The 21,352-nt window shown below is 67.7% G+C and carries 23 protein-coding genes; 14 read left to right on the top strand and 9 right to left on the bottom strand.

Annotation, left to right across the window (positions count from 1 at the left end):
• The first annotated feature begins 38 nt into the window (after nucleotides 1-38).
• The 5 genes from ACFK0J_RS26755 (at nucleotide 39) to ACFK0J_RS26735 (ending at nucleotide 5,326) form a co-directional block, all read left to right on the top strand.
• Nucleotides 39-1,022 (top strand): phosphatidylinositol mannoside acyltransferase, encoded by a 984-nt coding sequence (locus ACFK0J_RS26755; protein ID WP_378731856.1) that lies wholly within the window; start codon nucleotides 39-41, stop codon nucleotides 1,020-1,022.
• Nucleotides 1,019-2,143: a glycosyltransferase family 4 protein gene (locus tag ACFK0J_RS26750; RefSeq protein WP_218470246.1), complete on the top strand. Its 1,125-nt coding sequence runs from the start codon at nucleotides 1,019-1,021 to the stop codon at nucleotides 2,141-2,143. The genes ACFK0J_RS26755 and ACFK0J_RS26750 overlap by 4 nt, the downstream gene beginning before the upstream one ends.
• Nucleotides 2,143-3,186: an NUDIX domain-containing protein gene (locus tag ACFK0J_RS26745; RefSeq protein WP_378743034.1), complete on the top strand. Its 1,044-nt coding sequence runs from the start codon at nucleotides 2,143-2,145 to the stop codon at nucleotides 3,184-3,186. The genes ACFK0J_RS26750 and ACFK0J_RS26745 overlap by 1 nt, the downstream gene beginning before the upstream one ends.
• 489 nt (nucleotides 3,187-3,675) lie before the next feature.
• Nucleotides 3,676-4,578 (top strand): pyridoxal 5'-phosphate synthase lyase subunit PdxS, encoded by a 903-nt coding sequence (gene pdxS / locus ACFK0J_RS26740; RefSeq protein WP_378731854.1) that lies wholly within the window; start codon nucleotides 3,676-3,678, stop codon nucleotides 4,576-4,578.
• A gap of 256 nt (nucleotides 4,579-4,834) precedes the next feature.
• Nucleotides 4,835-5,326, top strand: a complete 492-nt coding sequence (locus tag ACFK0J_RS26735) for a hypothetical protein (protein WP_378731852.1) — start codon at nucleotides 4,835-4,837, stop codon at nucleotides 5,324-5,326.
• A gap of 15 nt (nucleotides 5,327-5,341) precedes the next feature.
• Here the strand turns inward: ACFK0J_RS26735 and ACFK0J_RS26730 are convergent, their stop codons facing one another.
• On the bottom strand, nucleotides 5,342-5,947 hold the full coding sequence (locus ACFK0J_RS26730) for a hypothetical protein (protein WP_378731850.1): 606 nt from the start codon (nucleotides 5,945-5,947) through the stop codon (nucleotides 5,342-5,344).
• A 168-nt stretch (nucleotides 5,948-6,115) separates the two neighbouring features.
• Between ACFK0J_RS26730 and ACFK0J_RS26725 the strand changes: the two genes are divergently transcribed.
• Entirely contained in the window at nucleotides 6,116-6,934 is an 819-nt protein-coding gene (locus ACFK0J_RS26725; protein WP_378731848.1) for an acyl-CoA thioesterase, read from the top strand.
• 161 nt (nucleotides 6,935-7,095) lie between these two features.
• Here the strand turns inward: ACFK0J_RS26725 and ACFK0J_RS26720 are convergent, their stop codons facing one another.
• Nucleotides 7,096-8,787 carry an APC family permease gene (locus ACFK0J_RS26720; RefSeq protein WP_378743032.1) on the bottom strand — a complete coding sequence of 564 codons (1,692 nt, stop codon included), beginning with the start codon at nucleotides 8,785-8,787 and terminating at the stop codon, nucleotides 7,096-7,098.
• 220 nt (nucleotides 8,788-9,007) lie between these two features.
• On the opposite strand from ACFK0J_RS26720, the gene pdxT reads away from it, so the two are divergent.
• Together pdxT and ACFK0J_RS26710 are read left to right on the top strand one after the other, a co-directional pair.
• Nucleotides 9,008-9,655 (top strand): pyridoxal 5'-phosphate synthase glutaminase subunit PdxT, encoded by a 648-nt coding sequence (pdxT, locus tag ACFK0J_RS26715; protein ID WP_378731846.1) that lies wholly within the window; start codon nucleotides 9,008-9,010, stop codon nucleotides 9,653-9,655.
• A gap of 175 nt (nucleotides 9,656-9,830) precedes the next feature.
• Nucleotides 9,831-10,583 (top strand): YebC/PmpR family DNA-binding transcriptional regulator, encoded by a 753-nt coding sequence (locus ACFK0J_RS26710; RefSeq protein ID WP_218470241.1) that lies wholly within the window; start codon nucleotides 9,831-9,833, stop codon nucleotides 10,581-10,583.
• Between the two features lie 64 nt (nucleotides 10,584-10,647).
• Here ACFK0J_RS26710 and ACFK0J_RS26705 read toward each other — a convergent pair whose 3' ends face one another.
• The 4 genes from ACFK0J_RS26705 to ACFK0J_RS26690 all read right to left on the bottom strand — a co-directional run bounded on the left by ACFK0J_RS26705 (nucleotide 10,648) and on the right by ACFK0J_RS26690 (nucleotide 12,959).
• Nucleotides 10,648-11,142 (bottom strand): SRPBCC family protein, encoded by a 495-nt coding sequence (locus ACFK0J_RS26705; protein ID WP_378731844.1) that lies wholly within the window; start codon nucleotides 11,140-11,142, stop codon nucleotides 10,648-10,650.
• Nucleotides 11,139-11,501 carry a metalloregulator ArsR/SmtB family transcription factor gene (locus tag ACFK0J_RS26700; protein ID WP_378731842.1) on the bottom strand — a complete coding sequence of 121 codons (363 nt, stop codon included), beginning with the start codon at nucleotides 11,499-11,501 and terminating at the stop codon, nucleotides 11,139-11,141. The genes ACFK0J_RS26705 and ACFK0J_RS26700 overlap by 4 nt, the downstream gene beginning before the upstream one ends.
• Before the next feature lie 115 nt (nucleotides 11,502-11,616).
• On the bottom strand, nucleotides 11,617-11,823 hold the full coding sequence (locus ACFK0J_RS26695; protein ID WP_218470238.1) for a DUF5988 family protein: 207 nt from the start codon (nucleotides 11,821-11,823) through the stop codon (nucleotides 11,617-11,619).
• A gap of 188 nt (nucleotides 11,824-12,011) precedes the next feature.
• Nucleotides 12,012-12,959 carry an NADP-dependent oxidoreductase gene (locus ACFK0J_RS26690; RefSeq protein WP_378731840.1) on the bottom strand — a complete coding sequence of 316 codons (948 nt, stop codon included), beginning with the start codon at nucleotides 12,957-12,959 and terminating at the stop codon, nucleotides 12,012-12,014.
• Nucleotides 12,960-13,029: 70 nt separating this feature from the next.
• Between ACFK0J_RS26690 and ACFK0J_RS26685 the strand changes: the two genes are divergently transcribed.
• The 5 genes from ACFK0J_RS26685 to ruvB all read left to right on the top strand — a co-directional run bounded on the left by ACFK0J_RS26685 (nucleotide 13,030) and on the right by ruvB (nucleotide 16,896).
• Complete coding sequence (locus ACFK0J_RS26685; protein ID WP_378731838.1) at nucleotides 13,030-13,983, top strand: GlxA family transcriptional regulator; 954 nt, start codon at nucleotides 13,030-13,032, stop codon at nucleotides 13,981-13,983.
• Nucleotides 13,984-14,074: 91 nt separating this feature from the next.
• Nucleotides 14,075-14,503: an acyl-CoA thioesterase gene (locus tag ACFK0J_RS26680; RefSeq protein ID WP_378731836.1), complete on the top strand. Its 429-nt coding sequence runs from the start codon at nucleotides 14,075-14,077 to the stop codon at nucleotides 14,501-14,503.
• A 129-nt stretch (nucleotides 14,504-14,632) separates the two neighbouring features.
• Entirely contained in the window at nucleotides 14,633-15,202 is a 570-nt protein-coding gene (gene ruvC / locus ACFK0J_RS26675; protein ID WP_378743030.1) for a crossover junction endodeoxyribonuclease RuvC, read from the top strand.
• Entirely contained in the window at nucleotides 15,199-15,801 is a 603-nt protein-coding gene (gene ruvA, locus ACFK0J_RS26670; protein WP_378731834.1) for a Holliday junction branch migration protein RuvA, read from the top strand. Before ruvC ends, ruvA begins: the two co-directional genes overlap by 4 nt.
• 6 nt (nucleotides 15,802-15,807) lie before the next feature.
• Nucleotides 15,808-16,896, top strand: coding sequence for a Holliday junction branch migration DNA helicase RuvB (gene ruvB, locus ACFK0J_RS26665; RefSeq protein WP_378731832.1), 1,089 nt, complete (start codon nucleotides 15,808-15,810; stop codon nucleotides 16,894-16,896).
• Nucleotides 16,897-16,920: 24 nt separating this feature from the next.
• Here the strand turns inward: ruvB and ACFK0J_RS26660 are convergent, their stop codons facing one another.
• Both ACFK0J_RS26660 and ACFK0J_RS26655 read right to left on the bottom strand, forming a co-directional pair.
• Nucleotides 16,921-17,520, bottom strand: a complete 600-nt coding sequence (locus ACFK0J_RS26660; RefSeq protein ID WP_378731830.1) for a DivIVA domain-containing protein — start codon at nucleotides 17,518-17,520, stop codon at nucleotides 16,921-16,923.
• Nucleotides 17,521-17,681: 161 nt separating this feature from the next.
• Complete coding sequence (locus tag ACFK0J_RS26655; RefSeq protein WP_378743028.1) at nucleotides 17,682-18,314, bottom strand: TetR/AcrR family transcriptional regulator; 633 nt, start codon at nucleotides 18,312-18,314, stop codon at nucleotides 17,682-17,684.
• Between the two features lie 69 nt (nucleotides 18,315-18,383).
• On the opposite strand from ACFK0J_RS26655, the gene ACFK0J_RS26650 reads away from it, so the two are divergent.
• Nucleotides 18,384-19,874 (top strand): flavin-containing monooxygenase, encoded by a 1,491-nt coding sequence (locus ACFK0J_RS26650; RefSeq protein WP_378731828.1) that lies wholly within the window; start codon nucleotides 18,384-18,386, stop codon nucleotides 19,872-19,874.
• Nucleotides 19,875-19,928: 54 nt separating this feature from the next.
• On the opposite strand, the gene ACFK0J_RS26645 is transcribed toward ACFK0J_RS26650, so the two are convergent.
• Entirely contained in the window at nucleotides 19,929-21,275 is a 1,347-nt protein-coding gene (locus ACFK0J_RS26645; RefSeq protein ID WP_378731826.1) for a hypothetical protein, read from the bottom strand.
• Between the last annotated feature and the right edge of the window lie 77 nt (nucleotides 21,276-21,352).

Genomic DNA, 21,352 nt, shown 5'->3' with positions numbered 1-21,352 from the left:
TATGGTGGCGGTGTGGTGTGGGAAACGGGGCAATGGTCATGAGTATCGGGGAGCGGTTCAGCGATGCCGGATACGCGGCGGGTTGGCGGCTGGTGCGGGCACTGCCCGAGTCGACGGCGCGGCGGTTGTTCGACTGGGGCGCCGACCGCGCCGCGGCCAAGGCGAATCGCGCCTTCCGCGCCGGTGGTGCACCGAATCAATTGCGGCGCAACCTCGCTCGCGTGATCGGCGGGAAACCCGCGGACGTGCCGGACGAGTTGATCCAGGCGAGTATTCGCTCCTACGCCAGGTATTGGCGCGAGGCGTTCCGGCTGCCCGCCATGGATCATGCGGCGCTGGGCAAACTTCCGGTGGCCGGGACCGCGCATCTCGAAGCGGGACTGGCCGCGGGGCGCGGGGTGATCCTGGTGCTGCCGCACTCCGGGAACTGGGACATGGCGGGCGTGTGGCTGGTGCAGAACCACGGCACCTTCGCGACCGTCAACGAACGGTTGAAGCCGGAGGCGCTGTACAAGCGCTTCGTCGCCTACCGGGAAAGCCTCGGCTTCGAGGTGTTCCCGCTGACGGGTGGCGAGCAGCCGCCGTTCGTCCAGCTCGCGAACCGGCTGCGCGACAACAAGGTGATCTGCCTGTTGGGGGAGCGCGATCTGACCGGTCGCGGTATCCCGGTCACTTTCTTCGGTGAGCGCACCTGGCTGCCCGCGGGCCCCGCCAAGCTGGCCATCGAGACCGGTGCCGCGCTGCTGCCGGTGCACACCTGGTTCACCGCCGACGGCGTCGAGGCGTGGGGTATGAAAGTCGAAGCACCGGTGGATGTTTCGGGGGGTGTCGCAGCGGCTACGCAAATCTTGGCCGATCGGTTCGCGGCCAACATCGCCGAGCATCCCGCCGATTGGCACATGCTGCAACCGATGTGGGAAAGCGACCTGTCCGAGGCGCGGCGCGGTCGCATCGCGGCGGCGCAACTCGGCGCCGAGCACAGCGGCCCGAACGCGACGGCAAGCCCGGAAGGCGCTCCATGAAGATCGGCATGGTCTGTCCCTACTCGTTCGACGTTCCCGGCGGCGTGCAGGCGCACGTGGTCGAGCTGGCGCGGGTATTCATCGAACGCGGGCACCGGGTGAGCGTGCTCGCACCCGCGGCGGAGGACACGCCGCTGCCCGATTTCGTGGTGTCGGCCGGTCGCGCGGTCGCGATTCCGTACAACGGATCAGTAGCGCGATTGTCCTTCGGCCCCATGGCCTATACCAGGATTCGCCGGTGGATCGACGGCAACGACTTCGATGTGCTGCACATCCACGAACCCAACGCGCCGAGCCTGTCGATGCTCGCGCTGAAGATCGCCGAGGGCCCGATCGTCGCGACCTTCCACACCTCGACCACGAAATCGTTGGTGCTCAGCACCTTTCAGGGTGTGCTGCGGCCGTACCACGAGAAGATCAGTGGCCGGATCGCCGTCTCGGAGCTGGCGCGCCGGTGGCAGGTAGAGGCGCTCGGCTCCGATGCGGTAGAGATCCCCAACGGTGTCGACGTGCCCGCGTTCGCCAGGGCGCCGATGCTGCCCGGCTATCCGCGGGCGGGCCGGACCGTGCTGTTCCTCGGTCGCTACGACGAGCCACGCAAGGGGATGGACGTGCTGCTCGGCGCGCTGCCCGAGCTGGTGCGCAAGCATCGTGACCTGGAGATCCTGATCGTCGGGCGCGGTGACGAGGATCGGCTGCGCCGCGAGGCGGGACCGCTGGCCGGGCACCTGCGCTTCCTCGGGCAGGTGTCGGATGCGGAGAAGGCCTCGGCGATGCGCAGCGCGGACGTCTACGTCGCGCCCAATCTCGGTGGCGAGAGCTTCGGCATCATCCTGATCGAGGCGATGGCCGCCGGGACCGCCGTGGTGGCCAGCGAATTGGATGCCTTCCGTCGGGTGCTTCGCGACGGTACGGCGGGTGTACTCGTGCCGGTCGGCGATTCGGCGGCGCTCGCGAAGGCCATCGACGGCGTGCTGACCGATGACGTGCGCCGGGAAACGCTGGTGCACACCGCGACCCAGGTGGTCGGCGAGTACGACTGGCCGGTGGTGGCCGAACAGATCCTGCGGGTGTACGAGACGGTGACCATCGGCGACACCAGGGTGCGGGCCGCCGGATGATCACCTTCTCCGCGACAACGGTTCTCGTTCTCGCGCTGATCGCCGCGATCATCGTCGCGATCGGCATCTGGGCCTACTCGACCGCGAACCGGCTGGACCGGTTGCACGTGCGCTCCGACCAGTCCTGGCAGGCGCTCGACGCGGCCCTGGCCCGCCGGGCGGTGGTCGCCAGATCGGTGGCGATGGCGATCGCGGGACCGGTGTCCGACTCGGAACGGGCCGAGCAGGCCAAACAGCTGTCGCTACTGGCCGATCGGGCCGAACGGGTCGGACGGGCCGATCGCGAAACCGTGGAAAACCAACTCTCCGCCGCACTTTCGTCGGTCGACATTGCCCAGCTGCGCCCGCAGATGGTCGCCGAGTTGGCCGATGCCGAAGCCAGGGTGCTGATCGCGCGCCGCTTCCACAACGACGCCGTCCGCGACACCCTGGCGCTGCGTACCCGCCGGTTGGTGCGCATCCTGCACCTCGGCGGCACCGCCCCGTTGCCCACCTATTTCGAGATCACCGAGCGTGCCACCCCGGCCGCGTCCACCGGGCTCTCGGTCGACACCATCCGCACCACCGCGCGCATCGTGCTCTTCGACGAACAGGACCGCACCCTCCTGATGCGCGGCAACGACCCCAAAACCCCCGACGTCTCCTTCTGGTTCACCGTCGGCGGCGGCGTGGAACCGGGCGAATCGCTGCGCGACGCGGCGGTACGCGAGCTCTACGAGGAAACCGGCTACAAAGCCGACCCCGAGAGCCTGCGCGGCCCGCTCTGGCGTCGCGTCGCGGTCTTCCCCTTCGACGGCGACCTGATCCGCTCCGAAGAGCTCTTCTTCGCGCTCCGCGTGCGCAACTTCGAACCACAGGCGGCGAACCTGAGCGTCATCGAACGCCGCTCGATCACCGGCCACAAATGGTGCACCGTGGAAGACATCGTTTACCTGGACCGTTCCGGTGAAACCGTCTACCCCTACAACCTGGATCAACTACTGCCCGAAGCCGCTGCCGTCGCGTCCGGAGTGGCCCATCCGGAGGTCCGTTCGATCCGCTGAGCGGCTGTGATGTGGTTCACGTCGTGCTACCGTCGCGACTGGATTGATGCGGTTCTGGGTAGTGCTGAACGCAAGGCGCTCGGAATTCGGGGCCGCGGCCTCCGCCGCTGGCGGGGGGAAATGCTCGGTGTGCGGAGGTACTCAGTACATGTCCTACCTGTTGTTCGATTTCCTGCTCCCGATCGTGGGCCCCGCCGCCGCCGAGTATTGGGCCACGTTGCTGGTCGTCGGCCCTCTCTGACTTCTCGCCCCTGTCTCGGGGCGTCGCCGAAAGTTTGCGGGGACGCCGAAACCGCCCCGCTGCTCACCGAATCCGCTGTTTCGGCTTCGCCGACCGGTCCAGTGAGCCGCGGTGGCGGACAGAGCCCCTGGTAGTTGACAAGGCCAGTCATCGCCGACTGGCTATCAAGTGGCCTGGGCAGCGCGCCTAGAATTGGGTCGATTCATACCCTTGCGACCCGATTGGCGCACATGACCCAGGAGTTTGCCGTGACGACGCCCGACACCACCCAGACCATCGGCACCGCCCGCGTGAAGCGCGGCATGGCCGAGATGCTCAAGGGCGGGGTGATCATGGATGTCGTTACCCCCGACCAGGCCAAGATCGCCGAAGACGCCGGTGCGGTCGCGGTGATGGCGCTGGAACGGGTGCCCGCCGACATCCGCGCGCAGGGCGGCGTGTCCCGGATGAGTGACCCCGACATGATCGACGGCATCATCGCCGCCGTCTCCATCCCGGTCATGGCGAAGGCGCGCATCGGCCACTTCGTGGAGGCGCAGATCCTGCAGAGCCTCGGCGTCGACTACATCGACGAGTCCGAGGTGCTGACCCCCGCCGACTACACCAACCACATCGAGAAGTGGAACTTCACGGTGCCGTTCGTGTGTGGCGCCACCAACCTCGGTGAGGCGCTGCGCCGAATCACCGAGGGCGCGGCCATGATTCGCTCGAAGGGCGAGGCAGGCACCGGCGACGTCTCCAACGCCACCACGCACATGCGCAAGATCCGCCAGGAGATCCGCAGGCTCTCCTCGCTGCCCGCCGACGAGCTGTTCGTCGCCGCCAAGGAGCTGCAGGCACCTTACGAACTGGTCCGCGAGGTCGCCGAGACCGGCAAGCTGCCCGTCGTGTTGTTCACCGCGGGCGGCATCGCTACCCCGGCCGACGCCGCGATGATGATGCAGCTCGGCGCCGAAGGCGTGTTCGTCGGCTCCGGCATCTTCAAGTCCGGCAACCCGGCCGAGCGTGCCGCCGCCATCGTCAAGGCCACCACCTTCCACGACGACCCGGACGTGCTGGCCAAGGTATCGCGTGGGCTCGGCGAGGCCATGGTCGGCATCAATGTCGAGGAACTGCCGGTCGACCACCGGCTGGCCGAGCGCGGCTGGTGATCGTCGCCCCATTGCGGGCGTGACGAGTAGGTACGAGCAGGGATTCCGAGGGGTCCCTGCTCGTACGGGTAATACGGTCTCCGCGCGAGCCGGGATGCGTGTCGGGTCCGGTCCACGGTCCGACTCTCATGCCCAGCCGAGCGTTGTCTTAATGTCCTCACAATTGCGTTGGGTAGCTTCACGTTTCGATGCTTGTGGACCCCGGATGGGTCGTTCGTGCCGCATCATCCACCAGCCGAACGCAAAGGACGAGCAGTTGAAGCTTCGTAAGACCGGACGCATGGCGATCGCCGGCTTGGCCGTCGTGGCCGCACTGGGCCTGACGGCCTGCGGCAGCGAGGACAAGAAGGATCCGCCGACGCCGTCCCGCACCACGACCAGCGCGACTGCCGCCCCCGGCGTACCCGCCGCCCCGACCGTGCCGGAACTGAACCAGCTGCTGCAGAAGGCACTCGACCCGGCGGTGCCCAGCGCGGAGAAATTGGACCTCGTGCAGGGCATCGAGTCCGACCCCGACCTGCCCAACCGCCTGGCCGCGGCCTACCAGCAGGCGAACGCCAAGGCCGAAGTCGTCGGGGTAACCACCTTCGGCGATTCCGTCAGTGCCCAAGCGAAATTCATCATCGGCGATCAGGAAAACATGATCGACGTCCCCTTCGTCGCCGAAGGCGGCAAGTGGAAGGTCCAGAAGAGCTGGGCCTGCCAAGCCCTCACCACCCTCAACCAGCAGTCGCCCGCCTGCGCGTAGCTGGTTGCTCGCGGGTCAGTCCAGGCGGAGGGCTGGGCGCTCGGGGTGGTCCCAGCGGGCGAAGAATGTTGGGGTGGTGGCGGTTTCGTGGTGTCGAAGTAGGGCGGGAATGGTCCAGTGGGCTTCGGGTGGAGTTGTTCGGCGTAGGGCCGGTTCGGACAGGTCGAGGCGGACGGTCAGGTCGAATCGGAGGGCGCGGTCGAGGAGCATGGGACCCGCGACGAGCAGGACGGTGTCGGCGGCGGCGGTGCGGATCGCCGCGCGGGCCGAACGGTCGGTGGCCTCGTCCCACAGCGCGGGCAGCCAGCGACCTTCGTCGTGCAGGGCATCGATGACCTCGCGACGCAGCGCGTCATAGTCGAACCAGGCAGTGCGGTAAGAGATTTCGTCCCGGCCGAACTCCACCCGAAGGGAGGCGGGCCGGACATAATCGTGCAGCGACACCACCTCGGCCGGTCTGCCGGTGCCGCGCAGCGCGGTAGCGACTCGGCGCGCGAGATCGATGGGTCGCGCGGCGTCGGCACCATCGACCCCGACCACCCGATAACCGGGCAGCGCGAGGACCCGCTCGACGACTCGCTCGACGAGGGCATCCTGACTGATCGGGACAAACCGTGGCACCGCTCCATCAGAGCAAACCGTGGGTACGACCGTCATCGGCGGTATGCGGGTAGCGAGCCTCCTCGTTCGACAAGCTTCGAGGCGGCTTTCCACGGTCCGCTGGGTGGGAGTGGAATCTCACTGGTAGCCGAGGGGCAGGTGGGCGGTGGGGGGCGTTAATCTCTGCCCATGGCGACAATCGAAGAGGCGCTGGAGATAGAGCGGCTCGAGCGTGACATCTTCCGTGGGGCGTCTACGAAGACTCAGCTTCCGCGCACATTCGGCGGACAGGTTGCCGGGCAGGCGCTGGTGTCGGCGGTGCGCACCGTCGAACCGCGGTATCAGGTGCATTCGCTGCACGGGTATTTCCTGCGGCCGGGCAATCCGGATCAGCCGACGGTGTACCTGGTGGAGCGGATCCGGGACGGCCGCTCGTTCTGCACCCGGCGGGTTACCGGCGTGCAGGATGGCGCCGCGATCTTCACGATGTCGGCTTCGTTCCACATCGGCGATCAGGGACCGGAGCATCAGGACGTGATGCCCGAGGTGCAGCCACCGGACGAACTCCCGGACGCCAGCACCACGATGAGCCCGGAGCGGCTGTGGGCGATGCGCGAGTGGGAACACTGGGACATCCGCACGGTGCCGCAGGATCAGGTGACCCGCCGCGACGGCGTGGTCTCCCAGCAGCAGGTGTGGTTCCGCTACCGGCATCCACTGCCCGACGACCCGCTGTTCCACGTCTGCACCCTGGCCTACATGAGCGACATGACGCTGCTCGGTTCGTCGAAGGTGACCCACCCCGATGAGCAGACCCAGAACGCTTCGCTCGACCACGCCATGTGGTTCCTGCGCCCCTTCCGCGCCGACGACTGGCTGCTCTACGACCAGGCCTCCCCGTCCGCGGGCTTCGGCCGCGCCCTGACCGGCGGCAAGATCTTCAACCGCGACGGCCAACTCGTCGCCGCGGTAGTCCAGGAAGGCCTCATCCGCACCCTCCGCGACTGACCTTCGCCCGCCGCGGCCGCCTATTGCAGCGCGGATCGTGGGGTGCGGCGCACGAGATCGTCAGCGAATCGCCGCGCGGGAGCAGGGTTGGTGCTTTGTCGACCGCGGTGGTGTGGGTGTGGCCGACCCACACCACCGCGACCGCCTGAATTCGATCAGGCTCAACCCACCTGGACGCGCAGGTGGCAGACCACTGTGTCGGTCATTCGGCGCAGGACGCGTTCGAGTTCGTCGCTGCGGTGGCTGGGCAGTACGCGGTTCCAGCCGACCGGCGGATCGACCTCGGCGATGACGACCACCTTGCGGCGACCTTCGAAGTTCTCCCGTACGTAGCGCGCCACCGGGCCGCCGACCGTCGCGTCGCTGTCTTCCAGCAGCACCAGGCGCACTTCGGGGTGCCAGGCTTCCCACGCCTTGGTGAAGGCTTTGACCGACTCGCCGGGCAGGCACACGTGTACCGCGACGACATCTTTGCCGATCGACAGCGCCGCGGACAGTGCCTCGCAGCTCAAGTCGGAGACCTCGGAGACCGGCACCACGATGACGGCGTCGCGCGGCCGCGGTGGCGGCGGCACCTCGTCGGACCGGCGGCAGGCGCCGATCCGGGTGTAGGCGCCGCGAATTCGTTCCATGCCGACCACCAGCGCGGGCAGGATCAACACGATCAACCAGGCACCGGCGGTGAATTTCATTGCGGTGGTGACCATCGCGGCGACGAAGGTGAGCAGCGCACCGAACCCGTTGAGCGCCATCCGCCAGCGCCAGCCCGCCGTCCTGACCAGCAACCAGTGCCGCACCATGCCGACCTGCGCGATGGTGAATCCGACGAACACCCCGATCGCGAACAGCGGGACCAGCGCGTTCATATTGCCGTCCGCGCCGATCAGCAGCACGCCCGCCGTGATGGCGAGGGTCAGCACGCCGTAGCGGTAGACCTGGCGCGGCGAGCTCACCGCGAACCGGTGCGGCAGGCAGTTGTCGTCGGCGAGGATCTTGGTGAGCGTCGGCAGCCCGCCATAGGAGGTATTGGCCGCCAGCGCCAGCAGCACGACGGTCGCGAATTGCACGACGTAGTAACCGGTTCCGTGTCCGAGCGCGGCCTCGGTCAACTGCGAGAGCACCGTCGTGCCGTCGATCGGGTGCACCTCGAACTTCTCGATCAGTACCGCGAGCCCGATCAGCATGACACCGAGCAGCGCACCGAGCGCGACCTCGGCGCGTTGCGCGCGAACCACTTTCGGAGCCTCGAAACTCGGCACCGCGTTGGCGATCGCCTCCACCCCGGTCAGCGCGGCACATCCGCTGGAGAATGCCTTGAGCAGCAACAGAACTCCGACCGTGTGCAGATCCAGCACAGTCGCCGTACCTTCGCTGATACTCGCGGGCTCGCTCCGCACCAGCCCCGCGATGATCACGGTCAGGATGCCAACGACGAAAACAATGGTCGGCACCATGAACGCCCGCGCACTCTCGGTGATGCCCAGCAGATTCAGTGCCGTGATGCCGACCAGAATGGCAACGCACAGCCACAGCGTGTACGGCAGAAGTGCGGGAAACGCCGAGGTGAGCGCGGCGACACCGGCGGCGATCGACACCGCCACATTCAGCACGTAGTCGATGATCAGCGAGGCCGCGGCGGCCAAACTGGTGCGGTGCCCCAGGTGGGCCTTGGCCACCGCGTACGCCCCACCACCGTTCGGGAACGCCGCGATCACCTGCCGATACGACGCGACGAGCACCGCGAGCAACGCCGCGATCGCCAGCGTCACCGGCAACGTCATGCCGAGCCCCACACCGCCCGCGGCCGCCAGCACCAGCACAATGGCCTCGGGACCGTAGGAAACCGACGCCATCGCGTCGAGGGAGAGCCCCGCCAATCCGGTCGGCACGGTGAGGCCCCGGCGGGTCGGGGCAGCAGGCCCATTTCCGCGCGGCGCGGGCGCCTTGCGCGGCAACACAGCTATCACATCTGCGAGTGTCGACCCGTTCGCGCTCGCGCGGCCCTGTCGTTGACGGAACCCTGACGGCGACCGTGAGCAGGCCCACACCGCGCGGGCTCGTAAACTTTCCGACGTGAACGCTTTCCCGGTCGCCGCACCCGCCGCCGCCGACCTCGCTCCGGCCCGGCCGAGCATCGGCGTGCTGGCCCTGCAGGGCGACGTGCGCGAGCACATCGCGGCCCTCGAGCACTGCGGCGCCGAACCGGTGCTGGTGCGCCGCGCGGCCGAACTCGCCGCGGTGGACGCCCTGGTGCTGCCCGGCGGCGAATCGACCGCCATCAGCAAGCTGCTCGAAGCCTTCGAACTGCTCGAGCCGCTGCGCGCGCGACTGCGAGATGGCATGCCCGCCTTCGGTTCCTGCGCGGGCATGATCCTGCTCGCCGACGAGGTGCTCGACACCCGCCCGGACGCGAAGCACCTGTCCGGCATCGATATGACGGTGCGGCGCAACGCCTTCGGCCGCCAGGTCGACTCCTTCGAGGTCGACCTGGACTTCGCCGGACTCGACGACGGCCCGATGCGCGCGGTGTTCATCCGGGCGCCGTGGGTGGAGCGCGTCGGCGACGGCGTCGAGGTGCTCGCGACGGTGCCCGACGGACCGTTCGCGGGCCGCATTGTGGCAGTGCGGCAAGGGAAAGTCGTCGCGACCTCGTTCCATCCGGAGGTCACCGGCGATCTGCGCGTGCACCGGATGTTCGTGGATCTGGTCCGGGACGCGTAGTTCACCCGCCGTTCAACCGACCACGAGCAGCTGAGTAGATGGCTGTGCTCGGCCGGGCGCAGGCTGCGGTCGGACTGCGTCCGGCCGCGTCCACTAAGCTGGGGAAGTTGTCCGTCCGGCGCTGCCGGTACGGTCGACATCACCACACGTGCCATCGACCTGAAGGAAGTAGGGAATGAGCGGCCACTCCAAATGGGCCACCACCAAGCACAAGAAGGCGGGGATCGACGCGAAGCGCGGCAAGCTCTTCGCCAAGTTGATCAAGAACATCGAGGTGGCGGCCCGCACGGGTGGCAGTGACCCCGCAGGCAACCCGACGCTCTACGACGCCATCCAGAAGGCGAAGAAGTCGTCGGTGCCCAACGACAACATCGAGCGCGCCCGCAAGCGCGGTGGTGGTGAAGAGGCCGGCGGCGCCGACTGGCAGACCATCATGTACGAGGGTTACGGCCCCAACGGTGTCGCGGTGTTGATCGAATGTCTCACCGACAACCGCAACCGCGCCGCGGGCGAGGTGCGGGTCGCGATGACCCGCAACGGCGGCAATATGGCCGACCCCGGCTCGGTGTCCTACCTGTTCCACCGCAAGGGCGTTGTGACGCTGGAGAAGAACGGCCTGTCCGAGGACGACGTCCTGATGGCCGTGCTCGACGCGGGCGCCGAGGAGGTCAACGACCTCGGTGATTCCTTCGAGATCATCAGCGAGCCGAGCGACCTGATCCCGGTGCGTAAAGCACTGCAGGCCGCCGGAATCGACTACGACTCCGCCGAATCCGGCTTCCAGCCGTCGGTCTCGGTCGAGGTCGATGCCGACGGCGCCCGCAAGGTGATCAAGCTGGTCGACGCGCTCGAGGACAGTGACGACGTGCAGAACGTCTACACCAACGTCGACATCTCCGACGAGATCCTGGCTCAGCTGGACGACTAGTGCGCATCTGCGCGTTCGCTCCGGCGATGCGCGGAGCTACCGGGCACCGTCCAGCGGTATCGACCTAGTCCGGCAGGTTTTCGTAGTACTGCTTCATCGAGGGGTAGTAGTCCTCGAAATCGGGGCGGTCCGCACCCGTGCGGGCCGCCCCCAGTGCGTCCAGGTAGTACTCCCAGCCGGGTCCGACCTCGGCGAGGTTCGCCTCGGGCTCCAGATGGTGGGTGAAGACGAGTTCGGTGGTGCCGCCGGTTTCGGTCAGCACCGCCTCCAGGTGCCAGGTGCCGTAGTCGTCGGTGGTGGTGATCGCGAGCCGCCGCGGTGGTTCACAGACTTCGATGTGCGCGTCGCACCAGGGCGCGCCCTCTTCATATGCCATCTGCAACTTGATGTTTCGGCCCGGACCCGCCTCGCCCTGCCAGGCGCCCATCCAGCGTGCGGTGCGGTCGGATTCGGTGATGCTCGCCCACACGTCCTCGATCGGCGCGCGATAGCTTCTGGTCAGGATCAGGTCGCGCTTGCCGTCGGTGCGGTCGAGGCGGCCGGTGGGTCGGATGGTCATCCCGTGTTCTCCTTCGGGTTCGGGTCCGCCGAGGTGCCGCGGTGCTCGCGGCGCGTCCGGTAGACCTCGGTTTCGAGTGCGTCGAGCCGGTGCTCCCACGCGGTGGTCGTGTCGAAGCGGGCGATCCATTCGGCCAGTTCGGTGAGCGGTGCCGGGTCGAGCACGTAGTACCGCTGCCTGCCGATGAGTTCGTCATGGACCAGGCCGCTTTCGCGCAGCACCCGCAGGTGCCTGCTGATCGCGGGCCTGCTGATCTCGAACTGCCCTGCGATCTCACCCGCCGTGCGGCGGGTGTCGCGCAGCAACGTCAAGATCTCCCGTCGTACCGGATCGGCGATCGCGCCCGCCACTTCGTCCACCCGGAAAGCGTAACCACTTGGTTACGCATTTGTCCATGGGCAAGTACCGAGCAGGAGCTCAGCGGAAGGCGGCCGGTCGGAAACCGACCGGCCGCACTGGACGATTATTCGCGCGTCACTCCGCGATCTCGGTCCGACTGGACCATTCGTAGACGGGCAACCGCCCCTCCGGGGTGTCCTGCTCCTTGGGGGTCACCTTGAAGTGCTCGTAACCACCCTTGAACGGCACCTTCAACTCGATCCCCGGCGGGGTGATGGGAACGATTCGCGCGGGCATGTCTTTCGGCCCGCCCTCGAGGACAGCCTTCACAACAGTGCTCATCATCGGATGGTAGAAGCGTGGCCGCCCCGATTTCGCGGATTCACCGAAGCGCCGCGCGGAAAAATCTTCGGTGCCGGGCACGGTGCCGATCGGGGCCGGGGCACGGTGGCAATCGATGCCGGGGCATGGTGGCAATCGATGCCGGGGCATGGTGGCGATCGGGGCCGGGGCACGGTGGCAATTCAGCATCAGGGCACGGTGACAACCAGTTTGCCGACCGTACGACCGGTGTCGCCGAGTGCATGCGCCTTCGCGGCCGCCGCGAGCGGGAAGACACCGGCGATGGTCGGGCGCAAAGCGCCGGATTCGACGAGTTCGGCCAGCGCGACCATGCCCGCGTGATCGTCCTCCACCAGCATCCGGATCGCCCGCACGCCCAGTTCGTCGGCCGCCGCCGCGAGGTTGCCGGTGCCCATCGGGCGCAGCGTCACCAGCACGCCGCCCAGGCGCAGCGTGCGCAGCGAACGGATGCTGTTGTCGTCGTCGATCGAATCCAGCACCACGTCCACCTCGCGGACCACCTCGGCGACATCGGTGGTGCGGTAGTCGATCACTTCGTCGGCGCCCAGACCGCGCAGGAAGTCGCGATTGGGCGCGCTGGCCGTACCGATGACATGAGCGCCGCGGGCCTTGGCGATCTGCACCGCGAAATGCCCGACCCCGCCCGCTGCCGCGTGGATCAGCACCCGCTGTCCGGCTCGCAGTCCGGCCGTGTCGACCAGGGCCTGCCAGGCGGTGAGCCCGGCCAGCGGGATCGCGGCGGCCTGAACGTGATCCAGCACGGTGGGTTTGCGGGCGAAGGCGCGGGCGGGGCCGACGACGTACTCGGCCAGCGCGCCATGACCACCGGGGTAGGGCAGCATGCCGAAGACCTCGTCGCCCGGTTGGAACAGGGCGACGCCGATGCCGGTCTCGGCCACCTCGCCGGAAACATCCCAGCCGAGCACGAATGGCGGTTCGGGCAAGAAGAGGCCGGGTAGGGCCCGGTGCTTCCAGTCGGTCGGGTTGAGTCCTGCCGCGCGCACCCGGACCAGGATCTCGCCCGGGCCGGGGACCGGTCGGGGCAGCTGTACTTCGGTGAGCACCTCGGGTCCGCCGAGGGTGTGCTGGCTGATCGCGCGCATGGTTTCACTCATACCGCTGAGCCTGCCGCGCGCGACCGGCCGAAGAAATGGCACGATTGCCATTCTTCGATATGATCGTGCCATGAAATCCGTCCATCGCGTGGCGGTGCTGGCATTGGCCGGGGTCTACCCGTTCGAACTCGGCATCCCGAACCGGGTATTCGGCAGCGCGGGTGGCCGATATGAGGTCCGCACCTGCTCGCTCGACGGCGCGCCGGTGCGCAGCAACGCCGACTACGCGATCGCCGTCGCGCACGACAGCGGCATTCTCGACACCGCCGACACCGTCGTCCTGCCCGCCTGCGATATCACGATGACCCTGGACGGCGACCTGCCGCGGCCGGTGCGGGACGCGCTCGCTCGGATCCGGCCGGAGGCCAGGGTCGTGGCGATCTGCACCGGTGCGTTCGTGGCGGCCGCCGCGGGTTTGCTCGACGGCCGTCCCGCGACCACGCACTGGAATCAGGCCCAACTCTTCCGCCGCACCTTCCCGCGGGTCCGGCTCGATCCCGATGTGCTGTACGTCGACGACGGTGACGTGCTCACCTCGGCGGGCGCGGCGGCCGGGATCGACGTGTGCCTGCACCTGGTTCGCCGCGACCACGGCAGCGCGGTCGCCAACGCGGTGGCCCGCCGCTGTGTGGTGCCGCCGTGGCGGGACGGCGGACAGGCGCAGTACATCGAGCAGCCGGTCCCGCCGTCGACCTCGGCCGGGACCGCCGCCGCCCGGCAGTGGGCGCTGGAAAACCTCCACCTGCCGCTCACCATCGACGAACTCGCCGTCCGTGCCCGCATGAGCAAACGCACCTTCGCCCGCCGCTTCGGCGACGAAGTCGGAATGAGCCCGGGCCGCTGGCTGATTCAGCAACGCCTGTTCCGCGCCCGCCACCTACTCGAATCAACCGACCTGACAGTCGACCGCATCGCCGGCGAGGTCGGCTTCGCCACCGGCACCTCCTTACGCCAGCACCTCCACGACGCGATCGGCGTCTCCCCCCAGGCCTACCGCCGCACATTCCGCCCGGCCAGCCCATGATCAACGGGACATGATGGTGCCGAAGTGCGAGTAAGGGCTCCGTCATGTCCCGTTGCTCAATTTGTCGGTGGGCGGTGGCATAGTCGGGGCCGTGTCGTTCAGTACTCGTCTCGAAGTCCGGGTTTCCGATCTCGATCCGCAGTTGCATGTCACCGGTGCGGCGTATCACCAGTACGCGGACCACTCGCGATTCGCGTGCGTCCAGGCGGCCGGCATCTCGGTCGACGAATTGATCGCGGACGGTTTCGGTCCGGTGAATCTCGAGACGACGATCAAGTTCCATCGGGAACTGCGCGGTGGAGACTCGGTGGACGTGTCCTGCCAGTGGCTGTGGGGGACCGGCAAGACGTACCGGGTGGAACAGGTCTTGACCCGTGCGGACGGCGAAGTGGCCGCCACGGTGACCAACGTCAGTGGCTTGCTGGACCTGCGCGCGAGACGGCTGGTCCTCGATCCGGCGCGCGAGTGGGCAGCGCGCGCCAGCAAACCGGAGCTGCTCGGCTTCCCGGGAGCGTCATAACCGACCCTGGGTCAACCGCGCGTTCGCGAGCCCGCGGCGACGGCGGTCCACCCCGTGTCGCTGGACCGCGAAAGACCCTGCCTCCGCTAGACTCTCGAACAGTTGTTCGTGTCTGCGAGAGGGGATTTCGTGCGGGTGATGGGCGTCGACCCCGGGCTCACCCGGTGCGGCCTCAGCATCGTCGAGGGCGGGCTGGGCCGGAAGGTGACCGCGATCGACGTCGACGTGATCCGCACCCCCGCCGATATGGACTTGGCGCAGCGACTATTACAGGTCTCCGATGCCGCCGAATACTGGATGGACACCCACAAACCAGGGGCCGTCGCCATCGAACGCGTCTTCGCCCAGCACAATGTGCGTACCGCGATGGGCACCGCGCAGGCGGGCGGCGTGATCGCGCTCGCGGCCGCTCGCCGCGGCATCCCGGTTATGTTCCACACGCCGAGTGAGGTGAAGGCCGCGGTCACCGGCAACGGCACCGCGGACAAGGCACAGGTCACGGCCATGATCACCCGGATACTCGGCCTGCAGGTAGCGCCCAAACCCGCGGATGCGGCGGATGCGCTCGCGTTGGCCATCTGCCATTGTTGGCGGGCGCCGCTGATCGAGCGGATGGCCAAGGCCGAAGCCCAAGCGGCCGCGGCGCAGCGCAAGTACGCGGAACGGCTTGCCGAACAACGGAAGGCGGTACAGAGGTGATCGCGTCGGTACGCGGTGAGGTGCTGGAAATCGCGCTCGACCACACGGTGATCGAGGCGGCCGGCATCGGCTACCGGCTGAACGTCACGCCCGCGACGCTGTCCACGCTGACCCGCGGCGAGGAAACCCGGCTGTACACCGCGATGATCGTCCGCGAGGACTCGATGACGCTGTACGGCTTCGCCGATACCGAGGCCCGCGACCTGTTCGGTCTGTTGCAAACGGTGTCCGGTGTCGGCCCGCGCTTGGCCATGGCGGTGCTCGCGGTGCTCGAACCCGAGGCGCTGCGCAAGGCGCTCGCCGAAAGCAACGTCGCCGCCCTGACCAGGGTGCCCGGCATCGGCAAGCGTGGCGCCGAACGCATGGTGGTCGAGCTGCGCGACAAGGTGAATCTCGTTCCGGTGCAATCCGGTCCGCCCGGCACGCCGACCCCGGTCATCACCCCGGTGCGCGAGCAGGTGGTCGAGGCGCTCACCGGTCTCGGCTTCCCCGCCAAACAGGCCGAGCAGGCCATCGACTCCGTCCTCGCCGAACAGCCCGCCGCCGACACCTCCGCCGCATTGCGCGCCTCGCTCAACCTGCTCGGCAAGAATCGGTAGTACGGCATGGATCACGACGAAATCGACGAGTCGCCCGAATCCCAGGTCACGCCAAGCTATTTGAAGTCCGACGGCGAGATCGAGGCCAGCCTGCGCCCGAAATCACTCGATGATTTCATCGGCCAGCCCCGCGTCCGCGAGCAGCTGGCGCTGGTGCTGCGCGGTGCCAAACAACGCGGCGGCACACCGGATCACGTGCTGCTGTCCGGCCCACCCGGTCTCGGCAAGACCAGCATGGCGATGATCATCGCAGGCGAACTCGGCACCGCGCTGCGCATCACCTCCGGCCCCGCGCTGGAACGGGCGGGCGACCTCGCGGCCATGCTCAGCAACCTGGTCGACGGCGACGTGCTGTTCATCGACGAGATCCATCGGATCGCCCGCCCCGCCGAGGAAATGCTCTACCTGGCGATGGAGGACTTCCGCGTCGACGTGGTCGTCGGCAAAGGCCCGGGCGCGACCTCGATTCCGCTGGACATCGCCCCGTTCACCCTGGTCGGCGCGACCACCCGGTCCGGTGCGCTGACCGGCCCGCTCCGGGACCGCTTCGGCTTCACCGGGCACATGGACTTCTACGACCCGGCCGAACTGCTGCTCATTCTGCAGCGATCGGCGCACATCCTCGGCGTGCAGATCGATCGCGAGGCCGCCGCCGAAATCGCCGGTCGGTCCCGTGGCACGCCGCGCATCGCGAACCGGCTGCTCCGCCGGGTCCGCGACTACGCCGAGGTCCGCGCCGACGGCGTGATCAACCTGCCCATCGCACGGGCGGCGCTCGAGGTGTACGACGTCGACGTGCTCGGCCTCGACCGCCTCGACCGCGCCGTACTCGCCGCCTTGGTGCGCAGTTTCGGTGGTGGCCCGGTCGGCGTCTCCACCCTCGCCGTGGCCGTAGGGGAGGAGGCCGCCACCGTCGAAGAGGTGTGCGAGCCATTCCTCGTCCGCGCGGGCATGGTCGCCCGCACCCCCCGCGGTCGCGTCGCCACCGCCGCCGCCTGGGAACACCTCGGCCTGGTACCCCCACCCGACCTCGTCTTCGGCTCCATCGAAGTCCGCGGCCGCGACCCCCAACCCACCCTCGACCTATTCGAGTGAGTTAGCACATCACCCCGCGCAGGGCTAGTCGGTGCCGTCGCGGTGGAGGGTCCAGCGGTGGTGTTGATGCTCGGCGTGCTGCAATGCGGTGACGACGAGGTCGAGGAATGCGTCTACCTCGTCGCGCTGGTATCCGCGCGTTCCCAGCCGTGCCTCGGTGAACCGCACCGCCCGCACATCCGCGACGGTCAGGCTGCCCGGTCCGCCGTGGGCGAGGGTGGCGGCGACCAAATCGAGGAACGCGTCGACCTCTTCCTCGTGGTATCCACGTCGGCCCACCGGCGACAGGGTGAACCGCATCCGCCGCACATCGTCGGGCGTGAGCATTGCGTGCCCGTTGCCCGCCGGTGCGGGCCGCACACCGCGCTGCCTGATCTCCAGTTCGACGCGCACCTGGTCCAGGTATTCGTCGACCTGGTCCGCGCGATAACCACGCCCGCCGGGCCGCGGTGCGTCGAAGGTGACGTGCCGTAGATCGTCGGCGGCGAGCGAGCCCCGTCCGGCCATGGTCGCGGCGACCAAGTCGAGGAAAGCGTCCACCTCGTCCGCGTGATATCCGCGCTGCCCGAATGGCGGTGTCGCAAAACTGATTCGGCTCACATCCTCGGGGGTCACGGGCGACATTCTGTCAGCCCCGGTGCGCCGGTCCGTGGGAATGTGCATTTTTCGTACTCCCTGGTCTCTTGCGACCACGAGCGGCCCGCTGGCGAACACATCGGAGCGGACACATCGAGCAGTGCATCACTTTAACTCCGCGAGACGTGTCAGGGGGCTTGCCGATTTGCTCAATCCTTGCGGACGCCGTCGATCAGCAGCCGCCGGATGGCCTCGTTGAGACCGCGGATGGCGTTCTCGTCGGTGTCGCGCAGGCCGTGCACGATGCCGGCGAGCAGCATGCCGGTCACCGCCCGCGCGGTGTTGACGGTGTCCAGATCCGCACGCAGATAACCGAGTTCGACGCCGTGGTCGAGATAGCCCGCGGTCAGCGCGTCGGCCATGTCGAGCAGGCCGTATAGTCGCGCGGTCAGCTCGTCGTCGATCCCGGGGGCGTGCACCAGCAGCAGCTGTGCGACCCGGCGGTCGTCCATCAGGATGTGCGTCAGTGCCTGGCCGATCCGGTCGGTTTGCGCGCGGTATTCGTCCAGCGTGGTGGCGGCGTCCGGGGCGTTCTCCGTACCGAGGCTGTCGATGATCTTGGCCGACAGGTCATCGATCACGTGATCGATGATGTCGCGCTTATTGCTGAAGTAGCGGTAGAAGGTGCCGTGCCCGATGCCGAGATGACCGGCGATATCGGCGATACCGGTGGCGTGATAGCCCTTCTCCGAAAAACAGACGAAGGCGGTGTCGATGATTTCCTGGCGCAGCTCGGCTTTACGTCGCTGGGCACGCGTCAATGGCTTCGTCACGCTCCCGATGATACAGTCGTCACAAACGGAATGATGTGTCATTCCGTGAGAAACGGTTCACATACCTGGAGGTTCGGAGTGGCGCCTCAGTACGACGCGGTCGTTGTCGGTGCGGGATTCGGTGGCATGGGGGCGGGCATCGAGCTCGATCGACTCGGCTTGAGCAACTACGTCATCCTCGAACGCGAGGACGACCTAGGCGGCACCTGGCACGTCAACCATTACCCGGGCCTCGCGGTCGACATCGCCTCGGTCACCTACTCGTACTCGTTCGAGCCGAACCCGTTCTGGACGCGGCTGTTCGCGCCGGGGGCGGAGCTGAAGAAGTACGCGGCACACATCGCCGACAAGTACGGCCTGCGCCGGCGCATGCGCTTCGGCACGGTGGTCGACGGCGCCCGGTGGGACGAGGAGCACGAGCACTGGGTGGTCTCGGTCGCGGGCGGTGAAACCCTCACGGGCCGTTACCTGCTCACCGCGACGGGATTCCTGTCGCAGCCCTACACGCCGCCGTTCCCCGGCATCGACTCGTTCGCGGGCAAGATCATCCACACCACCGCGTGGGAAGACGATTTCGACCTCACCGGCCGCAAGGCGGCGATCATCGGCACCGGCGCGACGGCCGTGCAGCTGGTACCCGAGGTGGCCAAGAAGGCGAAGGCGCTCACCGTCTTTCAGCGCACCCCCATCTGGGTGGTGCCCAAGATCGACACCGCCATCCCCGCTCCGGTGCAGAAACTGTTCCACCGGGTGCCCGCCACCCAGAAGGCCGCGCGGCTGTTCAATACCAGCCTGCTCGAGGCGCTCATGGTGGTCGGCGTGCTGCACTACAAGCAGGCCAAGCCGCTGAACAAGGCCGCGGGTGTGCTGGCCAAGGCACATCTGCGTGCTTCGGTGCGGGACAAGGAAACCCGTAAGCAGCTCACCCCGCACTACGACTTCGGCTGCAAGCGCCCGACCTTCTCCAACACCTACTTCCGTACCTTCAACCAGCCGCACGTGCGCCTGGAGACCACCTCGATCGATCACCTCGAGGCCGACGGCATCGTCACCGCCGACGGGCACAAGACCGAGATCGACACGCTGATCCTGGCCACCGGCTTCAACCTGTGGGACGTCAACTTCCCGGCCATCGAGATCATCGGCCGGGACGGCGTCAACCTCGGAAAGTTCTGGCGGGACAACCGTTTCCAGGCGTATGAGGGCATCACCGTGCCGAAGTTCCCGAATTTCCTCAGCCTCAACAGCCCGTATTCGTACAGCGGCCTTTCGTATTTCACCACCATCGAGGCGCAGATGAAGCACATGGGACGGCTCTTCGGTGAGCTGTTCCGTCGCGGCGAGCAGACCTTCGAGGTGACCGAGGCGGCCAACGCGGGCTTCCTCGACCGCGTCACCGATAAGCTCAGCTCGTCGGTGTTCTACGGCGGCGACTGCTCCACCGCGCGCAGCTACTACTTCAACCCGCACGGCGAAGCCGCGCTGCTTCGCCCGACCAGCACCCTCAACGCCCACCGCGAGGCGGTCAGTTTCCCGCTCGACGACTACGTCTACGGAAAGAGCGCCTGATCCCGGTCGAGCACGCGGGCCCCGCCGGATGCGTTCCGGCGGGGCCCGCCGCTGCTACTTCGCGATCTTGCGCAGTACCCATTCGGCGAGTGTCGGTGTCACTGCCGAGTGCTCGGTATTGGTTGCGTTGCAGCAGAATTCGGTGAGTGCGGTCTGTTCGGCCGTCACCTCACGCAAATCCTTGCCGAGCTCGACATTCCAGCTGATCGGGTCGAAGTCCAGCGCGATGGCGCTGACCGCCGGGACGAAACAACTCCAGCGCTTCGCCTCCTCCATGTCGATCCCGAGCGTGGTGGCCACCTGGCCGAAGGAATCCAGCATGCCGCCCGGTGCGCTGTCGAACGGGGCGATGGCGGTGGTCGTCGAGCTGCGCATGGTCAGCCCGAGGTGCATGCCGCCGACCGGCCGCTGTTCCCCGAAGTCCGGTTGGTAGCGCGCGGTGGCGCTGCCGACCAGGCCGCCGAGGAACTTCTTGTCGAAGGCGATCTCACCGGCGGGCAGCGTGGGCCCCTGTCCGTCACCGCGCCCGTTCGAGACGCCGAGCAGCACCGGGCGCTGCGGGAAGCCGCCGAGATCGGCCAGTTCCTGGACGTATTGCGCGCGCAGCGGCGAGGCGGTGGCGACCGGACCCGAATAGCGCGCATCCTCCACCCAGGCCCACAGCAGCTGTTGGGCCGCTGGACTGCGGATCAGGCTGGCCTTGCTCGGTTTGCCCGGCGTGAGGGCTTCGAAGAATTCGAAGAAATAGGCCATCTGCTGCAGGATCAGCGGGATCCATGCCCCGTTATGCGGTGAGTCCCAGGACAGATAGGTCTCGGTCTGATGGTCCTCTTCGGCCTGCTCCATCGCGGCAAGGGCGTACCGGGTGATCTGGCCGCCCATGCTGACGCCGCCGGTGATCAGCGGCGCGGTGCCCTGTCGTTCGGCGATGACCTTCCCGATGCACGCCCGCGCCACCCCCGCGTTGACCTGGATGTAGTCGTGCCGGGCGTCGAAGCCGAGCAATACGATGTCGATGCCCGCGGCCAGCAGCTGATCGAACAGGCGCTCGCCCGCGTCGGAGTAGGGCTGGTTGAACCACTGCCACAGCGCGTCGAGGTCGCTGGGCCCGTAGTTGAAGCCGTCGGCGAAGATCATCGGGTTGACCACGCGGTCGTGCCCGTTGGCCAGATGCACGGCTGCCGTGCCCTTGCCGTATTTGCCCAGGTAGGCGTACTCGGACACGAGCGGCCACTCGAAGTCGGCCGGTCGTGCGGTCTCGGCCGATCGGATGGCCGGTGTGCCGAACCATGGGCCGGATTCGGCGATCCGCGCCAGGTCGTACAGTTCGGGCGCGGACAGATCCCCTGCGGCTTTCTGTAGTTGCGTTTTGACGTCGATTCTGGCTTCTTGGGCCATCATCGTCCCCTTTGTGAAGGCACAGGAGGTCCCCCGGACACGGCTCGGTGATCGGTGAGTTCGTGCGTAGATCAGGCTCC

The sequence above is a fragment of the Nocardia brasiliensis genome (assembly GCF_042691675.1).
GTDB lineage: Bacteria > Actinomycetota > Actinomycetes > Mycobacteriales > Mycobacteriaceae > Nocardia > Nocardia brasiliensis_D.
This window is presented reverse-complemented; position numbering and strand designations above follow the sequence as displayed.